10 protein-coding genes and 1 pseudogene are annotated in these 10064 nt (G+C 64.7%); 7 read left to right on the top strand and 4 right to left on the bottom strand.

Translation table 11 applies throughout. The features are described from left to right. Nucleotides 1-750, bottom strand: a 750-nt coding sequence (locus G1E_RS03355; RefSeq protein WP_047149625.1) for a GNAT family N-acetyltransferase, incomplete at its 3' end; no start/stop codon positions are given. Between the two features lie 124 nt (nt 751-874). Here G1E_RS03355 and G1E_RS30130 point away from each other — a divergent pair. The 4 genes and pseudogenes from G1E_RS30130 to G1E_RS03335 form a co-directional block, all read left to right on the top strand. Further along, nucleotides 875-1045 (top strand): annotated as a pseudogene (locus G1E_RS30130) (acyl-CoA dehydrogenase); the annotation flags it as partial. An 84-nt stretch (nt 1046-1129) separates the two neighbouring features. Continuing rightward, nucleotides 1130-1711 carry a YceI family protein gene (locus G1E_RS03345; RefSeq protein ID WP_009685647.1) on the top strand — a complete coding sequence of 194 codons (582 nt, stop codon included), beginning with the start codon at nt 1130-1132 and terminating at the stop codon, nt 1709-1711. Between the two features lies 1 nt (nt 1712). Beyond that, on the top strand, nt 1713-2870 hold the full coding sequence (locus G1E_RS03340) for a phosphatidylserine/phosphatidylglycerophosphate/cardiolipin synthase family protein (protein ID WP_009685646.1): 1158 nt from the start codon (nt 1713-1715) through the stop codon (nt 2868-2870). 51 nt (nt 2871-2921) lie between these two features. Next, nucleotides 2922-3500, top strand: coding sequence for a DJ-1/PfpI family protein (locus tag G1E_RS03335; RefSeq protein WP_009685645.1), 579 nt, complete (start codon nt 2922-2924; stop codon nt 3498-3500). A gap of 43 nt (nt 3501-3543) precedes the next feature. On the opposite strand, the gene G1E_RS03330 is transcribed toward G1E_RS03335, so the two are convergent. Beyond that, the gene (locus G1E_RS03330) at nt 3544-3942 is read right to left on the bottom strand and encodes a nuclear transport factor 2 family protein (RefSeq protein WP_029887342.1); all 399 of its coding nucleotides are present in this window, start codon (nt 3940-3942) and stop codon (nt 3544-3546) included. A gap of 115 nt (nt 3943-4057) precedes the next feature. Here G1E_RS03330 and G1E_RS03325 point away from each other — a divergent pair, with 115 nt between their 5' ends. After that, a complete protein-coding gene (locus G1E_RS03325) occupies nt 4058-4648 on the top strand; it encodes a GNAT family N-acetyltransferase (protein WP_009685643.1) in 591 nt (196 codons plus the stop codon). Beyond that, entirely contained in the window at nt 4645-5517 is an 873-nt protein-coding gene (locus tag G1E_RS03320) for a carbon-nitrogen hydrolase family protein (protein ID WP_009685642.1), read from the top strand. The genes G1E_RS03325 and G1E_RS03320 overlap by 4 nt, the downstream gene beginning before the upstream one ends. A 104-nt stretch (nt 5518-5621) precedes the next feature. Here G1E_RS03320 and G1E_RS03315 read toward each other — a convergent pair whose 3' ends face one another. Beyond that, a complete protein-coding gene (locus G1E_RS03315; RefSeq protein ID WP_009685641.1) occupies nt 5622-7145 on the bottom strand; it encodes a fumarate hydratase in 1524 nt (507 codons plus the stop codon). Between the two features lie 278 nt (nt 7146-7423). On the opposite strand from G1E_RS03315, the gene G1E_RS03310 reads away from it, so the two are divergent. Beyond that, nucleotides 7424-8344 carry an iron-sulfur-binding ferredoxin reductase gene (locus tag G1E_RS03310; protein WP_009685640.1) on the top strand — a complete coding sequence of 307 codons (921 nt, stop codon included), beginning with the start codon at nt 7424-7426 and terminating at the stop codon, nt 8342-8344. 129 nt (nt 8345-8473) lie between these two features. Here the strand turns inward: G1E_RS03310 and pyk are convergent, their stop codons facing one another. Beyond that, on the bottom strand, nt 8474-9928 hold the full coding sequence (pyk, locus tag G1E_RS03305; RefSeq protein ID WP_009685639.1) for a pyruvate kinase: 1455 nt from the start codon (nt 9926-9928) through the stop codon (nt 8474-8476). Nucleotides 9929-10064 lie beyond the last annotated feature (136 nt).

Below are 10064 nucleotides of genomic sequence, written 5' to 3'. Positions count from 1 at the left end.
TGCCGCCTTGAAGTGGCGGGCGTAGCGCGGGCACAGGTCGTCGCGCTTGAGCAGGATGAACACGTCGGCGACCTGGAAGTCTTCGTCCCAGCACGGCTCGCCGCAGATCTTTGCACCCAGGCGCATATAGGCTTTGAGCAGCGGTGGCAGTTCGGCGATGACGTTGTTGGGCAGCGCCAGGTTCGGCAGCGGCTTCTTCGGTTCGGCGCGCAGGTGCTCGGTGCACAGGTAGCGCTCGCGCAGGCGCTGCATCACGGCCTGGGCCTGTACGCCACCGTCCTGCATGGGGATGCTGGCGCAGCCCATCAGGTAACGGTAGCGGCCTTCGTTGAGGACCTCGGCCAGCTCGCCCCAGAGCACGGCAATGGTGCCGCCGTTGCGGTAGGCGGGGGCTACGCAGGTGCGCCCCAGTTCAAGGACTGGCCCTTGCAGCTGCAACAGGCCGTGCAGGCGGAATTCTTCTTCGCTGTAGAACCGCCCCAGGCTGCTGGCGGCCTGGTGGTCAAGCAGCCGGGTAGTGGCCACCAGCTTGCCGGTACTCAGGTCGCGTACACCAATATGGCGGCAGTGCACGTCGTAGTCGTCCATGTCCAGGCCGTGCTCGGCACCTTTGAGTTTGGCCTTGAATTCTGCGCTGAACACTTGGTAGCGCAAGGCTTGGGCTTCTTGCAGCGCCTTGGCGCCAACCAGGCGTTCGGCTTGCAGACGGCGTTCAGTGCTGTTGTCGCCAGTGTGAGCGATCCGAGTCATTGCGAGTCTCCATAAGCCAGCCATGAAGGGTTGCGGCCGGTCGGCTTTGTTGTGCAAAGTCAGCCTAGGTAGACGCGGTGTCACCCCGGTGAAGCTTTGGTGATGCTTGCGTGACAACCCCTGGGGCTTGTACGTGCCATTCCAGGCCCTGCGGCCGCAGGTAGACGCGGCGTTGGCGGCGGGGCCGGCGCATTGGGCCGAGCTGCGGCAGCGGAATCAGGGGGTGATGGCACTGGTTGCGGCGGCGCGGGAGAAACGGCTGCACAAGGCCTGGGCTGCTGTGGGCTCTGCATGAGTGCGCAAGACCCTGCAGGGCACGCCGCTTGCTGCCGGTAAAGCGGGCGGGTAAGGTTGGCGGCTTGGTTTTCTGAGATTTGTCATGTTCAAGTTGCCCTCCGCGCTCTTCGCCCTGTTGCTGGCTGTTTGCCTGCCCGCCCATGCCAACTGGCACCTCGATGGCGAGTCTTCGCGCTTGTCGTTCATTACCGGCAAGAACGGCGATACCGCCGAAGTGCATCGCTTCCTGGTGCTGCATGGTTCGGTCGACAACAAGGGCGTGGCGGGCTTGCGCATCGAGATGGATTCGGTCAGCAGTGGCATCCCCCTGCGTGACGAGCAGATGCGTGACCAGCTGTTCGAGGTCGGCCGCTTTGCCGAGGCCACGGTGAAGGCGCAAATCGACCTGCGCCCGATCAATGACCTGGCCGATGGTGCACAGATCGAGCTGCGCCTGCCGCTGACGGTCACCTTGCACGGGCAGTCGCACCGCTACAACGCCTTGTTGCTGGCAACCCGCCTGGATGCGCGACGGTTCCAGGTGGTCACCCTCGAGCCACTGCTGCTGCGTGCCGAGGACTTTGGCCTGCTGCCGGGGCTGGAAAACCTGCGCAAGTTTGCCAAGCTCAAGTCCATCAACCCGTCGGTGCCGGTCAATGCGGTGCTGATTTTCACCGCGCGCTGACATGCCGGGGCCGGTATTTCCCTGGCGGGAGGGTAACCAGTTCGAGCTGCTGATCGACGGCCCCGAGTTCTTTCCGCGCATGCTTGCGGCGATCGAGCGCGCCGAGTCGCAGGTAGACCTGGAACTCTACCTAGTCGAGGCTGGGGCCTGTGCCGAGGCGGTGGTCGAAGCGCTGGAGCACACGGCCCGGCGGGGTGTGCGAGTGCGCTGCCTGTTTGACGACTACGGTTCGCTGGCCTTCAACAGCACGCTACGCCAGCGCTTGCTGGCGGCGGGGGTGGAGCTGCGCTGGTACAACCCCCCGCGCTGGAAGCGCGGCCTGCGCAACTTGTACCGCGACCACCGCAAGCTGCTGTTGGTGGACGAGCGCTGGGCCGTGGTCGGCGGCACGGGCGTAACCGATGAGTTCTGGACACCCGGCCAGGCGCGCAGTGACTGGCACGAGGTAATGGTGCAGATGCAAGGCCCGGTGGTGGCCGACTGGCAATTGCTGTTCGACCGCCAGTGGCATGCCAACAACCGCCGCACCGCATGGCGCCCCGCCGAGGGCTTTGGCTTGCCGCGCCTGCCCAAGGTGCCGGCGCAGGGGCAGGGCATGGGCCGGGTTGCCTACGCCGACGCCCGTCAGCACCAGGACATCCTGCACGCGCTGGTGCGCGCTTTGAACAGCGGCAAGCAACGGGTATGGCTGGCCACACCCTACTTCTTGCCAACCTGGAGTGTACGCCGTTCCTTGCGCCGGGCCGCCAGCAAGGGCCTGGACGTGCGGCTGCTGCTGACCGGGCCGCGCACCGACCACCCCTCGGTCCGGTATGCCGGGCACCGCTACTACCCGCGCCTGCTGCGCGCTGGTGTACGCATTTTCGAGTACCAGCCGTGCTTCCTGCACCTGAAGATGGCCGTGGTGGACGACTGGGTCAGCGTTGGCTCCTGCAACTTCGACCATTGGAACCTGCGCTTCAACCTGGAAGCCAACATCGAGGCACTGGACCCACCGCTGACGGCGGCCGTGGTCGCCAGCTTCGAGCGCGATTTTGCCCTGAGCGAGGAAGTCGACCTGGCCCATTGGCACGCCCGGCCGCTGTGGCGGCGGGTCAAGCAGCGCATCTGGGGCTGGCTCGACCGGCTGGTGGTGAACCTGCTCGACCGCCGCGACTGATAGCGGCTATCGTGCAATGACTGTTCACGGGCGAGCGAAGGAGTGTGTGCGATGACGGCGAAAAAAATTCTGATGCTGGTCGGCGATTACGTCGAGGATTACGAAGCAATGGTGCCGTTCCAGGCACTGAGCATGGTCGGCCACACGGTGCACGCGGTGTGCCCGGAGAAGCTGGCGGGGCAGACCGTGCGTACCGCGATTCATGATTTCGAGGGTGAGCAGACCTACAGTGAAAAACCCGGGCACAACTTTGCCCTGAACTTCGATTTCGTGCGGGTGCGGCCCGAGCGCTACGACGCGCTGCTGATCCCGGGTGGCCGGGCGCCGGAGTACCTGCGCCTGGATGAGAAGGTGCTGGAGCTGGTGCGGGCGTTCGACCAGGCTGGCAAGCCGATTGCAGCAGTGTGCCATGGTGCGCAGTTGCTGGCAGCGGCCGGGGTGCTGGAAGGGCGCGAATGCAGCGCCTACCCGGCGTGTGCGCCGGAGGTGCGGCTGGCGGGTGGGACGTTCATCGACATCGCCGTGGACCAGGCCCATGTGGATGGTAACCTGGTAACCGCCCCGGCCTGGCCGGCGCACCCGGCGTGGCTGGCGGCCTTCCTCAAGGTGCTGGGCACCCGCATCGCCTGACAGGGGTGTTCGCAGGTGAACCCGCGAACAGGCCCGTACAGGCTCAACCTACCTGTTCAACCCAGTCATTGAGGTTGTAGTAGTTGGTCACGCGGGCAATCTTGCCGCAATGGATGTAGAAGAAGGCCCCGGCCGGCAGCACGTAGGTCTGCCCGTTCGCAGGCGGCAACCCATCGTCATTGGCCAGGTACTGGCCATGCACGGTGAACTCCGCCGCCGCACGGCTGCCGTCGGCGTTCTGCATGACCACGATGTCGGCCAGGCGCTCGCGGTAGCAGCGGTTCATCTTGTCCATGAACGCTGCAAACCTGGCCTTGCCCATCTGCCGCTCGCCCTGGTTGATGTCGTGGATCACGTCTTCGCTGAGCAGTGCCAGAAAGCCCGGCATGTCGCCGGCGTTGAAGGCAGCGTAGTACGCATTTACCAGTTCGGTAGCGGTCATGGAACAATACCTGTCGTGTAGGGAAAAGGCGGGTCGTTGCCCCGGATGATACGGTTCCCCCTCAAGCCCGGCTTAGCCGAGCGCGTCATCCACATCGACAAAACGACCGCCAAGCATGGAAATACGCCTGTTGCACGGCGCCGCTATCGCGCCCTATATCGATGACCTCGCTCGCTTGCGCCTTACCGTATTCCGCGAGTTCCCCTACCTGTACGACGGCACCCCGGAGTACGAAGCCGACTACCTGGCCAACTATGCCCGTTCCGGGCGCAGCCTGGTGGTGCTGGCGCTGGACCAAGGCCAGGTGGTGGGTGCATCTACCGGCCTGCCGCTGGTGGACGTGGCCCCGGAGTTCCAGCAGCCGTTCCTGGCCCAGGGGCGGGACCCGGCCAGCGTTTATTACTTTGGTGAGTCGCTGGTGTTGCCGGAGTACCGCGGCCAAGGTTTGGGCGTGCGTTTCTTCATCGAACGCGAGTCTTATGCCCACAAACTGGCCGAGTTCGACTACTGCGCGTTCTGTGCGGTCGAGCGGCCCGGTGTACACCCGCGCCGGCCTGCAGACTACAAGCCGTTGCATGGTTTCTGGCGTAACCGCGGTTTCCTGCACGACCCGTCGCTGCGCACCCGCTATGCCTGGCGTGACCTGGACGAGCAGGAAAGCTCCGACAAGCTGATGTCGTTCTGGCTGAAGGAACTGCCGGTATGATCCGCTTGGCGGCCTGCCAGTACGCTATCGAACTGCATGAAACCTGGGACGCCTATGCCGACCACCTGCAGGGCCTGTGCGCCGAAGCGGTGGCGGCGGGCGCCCGTTTGCTGTTGCTGCCCGAGTATGCCGGGCTGGTACTCAGCGGCCAGTTGAGAGGTGAACAGCGGGGCGACCTGCTGGGTTCGATTGCCGGGATCCAACCGCTGATCGGCGCCTGGGCCGCCTTGTGTGAACGCATGGCCAGGCGCTGGGGCATCTACCTGCAGCCGGGGAGCGTGCCGGTGCTGGACAATGACGGTGCCTACCGCAACCGCGCCTGGCTGTTCGGTCCCGAGGGGCCGCTGGGCTACCAGGACAAACTGATGATGACCCGCTTCGAGCGAGAGCAGTGGGGCATCAGCGCAGGCCAGGGGCTGCGGGTGTTCGATACTGCACTGGGGCGTGTGGGCATTCTGATCTGCTACGACAATGAGTTCCCGGTGCTGGCGCGGCAGTTGGCCGAGTTGGGTGCCGACCTGATCCTGGCACCGAGCTGCACCGACACCGAGGCGGGCTATCACCGGGTGCGCATCGGTGCCCAGGCACGGGCGCTGGAGAACCAGATAGCGGTGTTGCAGAGCCCGACGGTAGGGCTGGCGGCCTGGTCGCCGGCGCTGGATGAGAATATTGGCCGGGCAGGGTTGTTCGTACCGCCGGACCATGGCATGCCGGGGGACGGTGTGGTTGCCTTGAGCGCAGCGCTGGAGCCGGGCAGAAGCCAGTGGCTGGTGTGTGACGTGGACCTTGAGGAAGTACGGCGGGTGCGGCGGGAAGGGCAGGTGTTTACCCGCAGGGACTGGCCAGAGCAGTTTGACAGAGTGCGTTGAAAGCAGCGGCGCCTGCTTCGCGGGTGAACCCGCTCCCACCGGGGACATGAGGTCCCTGTAGGAGCGGGTTCACCCGCGAAGCAGGCGCCGCTGTTACATCAGGCTTACTTGACTTCGACTGCCAGGCTCTGGGCAATCTTGCTCTGCCACAGGGCAGGGCCAGTGATGTGCACCGACTCACCGTTGCTGTCTACGGCAACAGTAACTGGCATGTCCTTGACCTCGAACTCGTAGATCGCTTCCATGCCCAGTTCGGCGAAGGCCAGTACCTTGGACTTGCGGATAGCCTGGGCTACCAGGTAGGCAGCGCCGCCCACAGCCATCAGGTATACGGCCTTGTTGTCCTTGATCGCTTCGATCGCGGTGGGGCCACGTTCGGACTTGCCGATCATGCCCAGCAGGCCCGTCTGCTCGAGGATCTGGCGGGTGAACTTGTCCATGCGGGTGGCAGTGGTCGGGCCGGCAGGGCCAACCACTTCGTCACCGACCGGGTCGACCGGGCCAACGTAGTAGATGAAGCGGCCTTTGAGGTCCACTGGCAGCGCTTCGCCACGGTTGAGCATTTCCACCATGCGCTTGTGCGCGGCGTCGCGGCCGGTCAGCATCTTGCCGTTGAGCAGGATGGTTTCGCCCGGCTTCCAGCTGGCGACTTCTTCCGGGGTGATATCGTCGAGGTTGACGCGACGTGCGCTTGGGCCGGCTTCCCAGACGATTTCCGGGTAGGCGTCCAGCGATGGCGCTTCCAGCTCGGCCGGGCCGGAGCCATCGAGCACGAAGTGCGCGTGGCGGGTGGCGGCGCAGTTGGGGATCATGCACACCGGCAGCGAAGCGGCGTGGGTCGGGTAGTCCATGATCTTCACGTCGAGCACGGTGGTCAGGCCACCCAGGCCCTGGGCACCGATGCCCAGTTGGTTGACCTTCTCGAACAGCTCCAGGCGGATTTCTTCCAGGCGGTTTTGTGGGCCACGGGCTTTAAGCTCATGAATGTCGATGGACTCCATCAACACTTCCTTGGCCATGACCGCGGCCTTCTCGGCGGTACCGCCAATGCCGATGCCGAGCATGCCAGGCGGGCACCAGCCAGCACCCATGGTCGGTACGGTCTTGAGCACCCAGTCGACGATCGAGTCGGACGGGTTGAGCATGGCCATCTTCGACTTGTTCTCCGAGCCGCCGCCCTTGGCGGCGACATCGACCTCGACCTTGTCGCCAGGCACGATGGAATAGTGGATAACGGCCGGGGTGTTGTCCTTGGTGTTCTTGCGGGCACCGGCCGGGTCGGCCAGGATCGAGGCGCGCAGGACGTTTTCAGGCAGGTTGTAGGCGCGACGCACACCTTCGTTGATCATGTCGTCGACGCTCAGGGTGGCACCGTCCCAGCGCACATCCATACCCACACGCACGAACACGGTGACGATACCGGTGTCCTGGCAGATCGGGCGGTGGCCGGTGGCGCACATGCGCGAGTTGATCAGGATCTGGGCGATGGAGTCGCGGGCAGCAGGCGACTCTTCGCGCAGATAGGCCTCGTGCATGGCCTGGATGAAATCGACGGGGTGGTAGTACGAGATGAATTGCAGGGCGTCGGCGACGCTCTGAATCAGGTCGTCTTGCTTGATCACGGTCATGCAGCGCGCTCCTCTTAAAGACGGGAACATTCATAGAGACGCTCGACGGTGCCGACCAGCATGTCGAGACGCCTTGCAAAGGCGCGCCGGCAGCATGGCCGACGCAAAAGGGCGCGGCAGTATAGCGTGCCTCACCGCGTGGCACACCTGCGAGTGGTCTGGACCTTGGTCGGTTGGGGCTGGGCATCCTTTTTGCTGCTGACGCCTGTGGTTGGCCTTACTATCGACGGGCGCGCAGAGCGCCCCCCACAACCTGAAGCGGGAAGAGATACCTGAAGATGCCCGAACTTTGCGTAGGCGAGCACCGCTGGGCGGTGCCGACCGGCAGCAACCTGCTCGATGCCCTGAACGAGGCCGGGCTCAACGTGCCCTACAGCTGCCGCGCCGGAAGCTGCCACGCCTGCCTGGTGTACTGCCAGGCCGGGCAGCCGCTGGACGCCATGCCTGAGGCCCTGGCCCTGGACCAGCACGCCCTGGGCTGGCGCCTGGCTTGCCAGTGCAGGGTGATCGAGGACTTGCAGGTTGCGTTGTTCGACCCGCAGCGCGATGGTGTGCCGGCGCACGTCTGTGCGCTGGACTGGTACGGTGACCTGTTGCGTGTACGGCTACGGCCCGAGCGGGCGGTGCGTTACCAGGCGGGGCAGCATGTGGTGCTGTGGAATGGTTCGGTAGCGCGGCCTTATTCACTGGCCAGCCTGCCGGGGGAAGATGACTTCCTGGAGTTTCACATCGATTGCCGGCGCCCCGGCGCCTTTTGCGACAAGGCTCGTGGTTTGCAGGTAGCAGATGTGCTGCGCCTGGGCGAATTCAGGGGTGGTGCGTTGCACTACGACCTGGATTGGCAGGATCGGCCGCTCTGGCTGCTGGCAGCCGGAACCGGGCTTGCGCCGTTGTGGGGGATCTTGCGTGAGGCTGTGCGGCAGGGGCATCGCGGCGAGATTCGGGTGCTGCATGTGGCGCGCAACAGCGCCGGGCACTATCTGGCTGAACCCCTGATGCAACTGCAGGGCGTGCAGGTCGAGCTGGTGCTGGAAGCGCAGATGGATGAAGCGCTGGCGCGGTTGCGGCCGCCTTCGCGGCAGACGGTGGCGCTGGTGTGTGGGGCAGCGGGGAGTGTGGACCGGTTTGCGCGGCGGCTGTTCATTGCCGGCGTGCCGCGGGGGCAAGTATTTACTGACGTCTTCGTTGAACATGCCTGAGGCAGCCAGGTTGACTGTGCCGGCCTATTCGCGGGCTCGCCCGCTCCCACAGGGGTGAGGCTGACGCTGTACCGGTGGGAGCGGGCATGCCCGCGAAGGGCCGCAGAGCGGCCCCTCTTTGAGGCAGGCTCAGCCGACCAGCGGATCACCCACATGCAGGATCTTCATGCCATTGGTGCCACCGATGGTGTGGTAGCTGTCCCCTTTGGTCAGGATCACCCAGTCGCCTTGTTCTACCAAGCCACGCTTGAGCAGTTCGTCGACAGCTGCCTGGCTGACTTTGTCGGCGGGCAGCGAAGCGGGGTCGAAGGCAATCGGGTAGACGCCACGGAACATGTTGGCCCGTGCCTGGGTCGCGCGGTGCGGCGAGAGCGCGAAGATCGGCACGTGCGAGCGCAGGCGCGACATGATCAGCGGGGTGTAGCCGCTTTCAGTCAAGGCGATGATCGCCTTCACGCCCGGGAAGTGGTTGGCCGTGTACATCGCCGCCAGGGCGATGCTTTCGTCGCAGCGCTCGAAGGTGGTGTGCAGGCGGTGGCTGGAGCGCTGGCTGGTCGGGTGCTTCTCGGCACCGGAACAGATGCGGGCCATGGCCTGTACGGCTTCGATCGGGTACGAACCGGCAGCACTTTCCGCCGACAGCATGACCGCATCGGTGTTGTCGAGCACGGCGTTGGCCACGTCGGAGACTTCGGCACGTGTCGGCATCGGGTTCTGGATCATCGACTCCATCATCTGGGTCGCCACGATCACTGCCTTGTTGTTGCGGCGAGCGTGCTGGATGATCTTCTTCTGAATGGCGATCAGCTCGGCGTCGCCGATTTCCACGCCCAGGTCACCGCGGGCGACCATGACGGCATCGGAAGCGAGGATCAGCTTGTCCAGGGTCTCGTCGTCGGCGACGGCTTCGGCGCGCTCGATCTTGGCCACCAGCCAGGCGCTGCCACCGGACTCGTCACGCAGCTTGCGCGCGTATTCCATGTCGCTGGCGTCCCGCGGGAACGACACGGCCAGGTAGTCCAGGTCCATTTCCGCAGCCAGCTTGATGTCGGCCTTGTCCTTTTCGGTCAGGGCCGGTGCGGTCAGGCCGCCACCTTTACGGTTGATGCCCTTGTGGTCCGACAGCGGGCCACCGATGATCACCACGCAGTGCAGGGCATCGGCGGTGGCGGTTTCGACGCGCATGACCACGCGGCCATCGTCGAGCAGCAGTTCGTCACCGACACCGCAGTCCTTGACCAGGTCCGGGTAGTCGATGCCGACGATATCCTGGTTGCCTTCGGTCAGCGGGTGGGCGGTGGAGAAGGTGAACTTGTCACCGATCTTCAGTTCGATGCGCTTGTTGGCGAACTTCGCGATGCGGATCTTCGGACCCTGCAGGTCGCCCAGCAGTGCAACATGGCGGCCGTTCTTGGCAGCGATGTCGCGGATCAGGCGCGCGCGGGCCTTGTGCTCGTCCGGCGTGCCGTGGGAGAAGTTCAGGCGTGCCACGTCGAGACCGGCGAGGATCAGCTGTTCGATCACTTCCGGCGAGTTGCTGGCGGGGCCAAGGGTGGCGACGATTTTGGTACGGCGGATGCTCATGCACAGACTCCTATAGTGAAGCGCAGCGAAAGGCTACTCCTGAATCTCGCTGTAGTCATTGTTCCGTTGCACTACCTGTGACTTCCGCGGTAGGGCAGCTGCAAGCTACAAGCAGTAAGCTACAGAGAAAAGCGCG

The organism is Pseudomonas sp. TJI-51, assembly GCF_000190455.2.
GTDB classification, from domain to species: domain Bacteria; phylum Pseudomonadota; class Gammaproteobacteria; order Pseudomonadales; family Pseudomonadaceae; genus Aquipseudomonas; species Aquipseudomonas juntendi.
The sequence above is the reverse complement of the archived record's forward strand: the minus strand, read 5'-3'. Positions and strand labels throughout refer to the sequence as shown.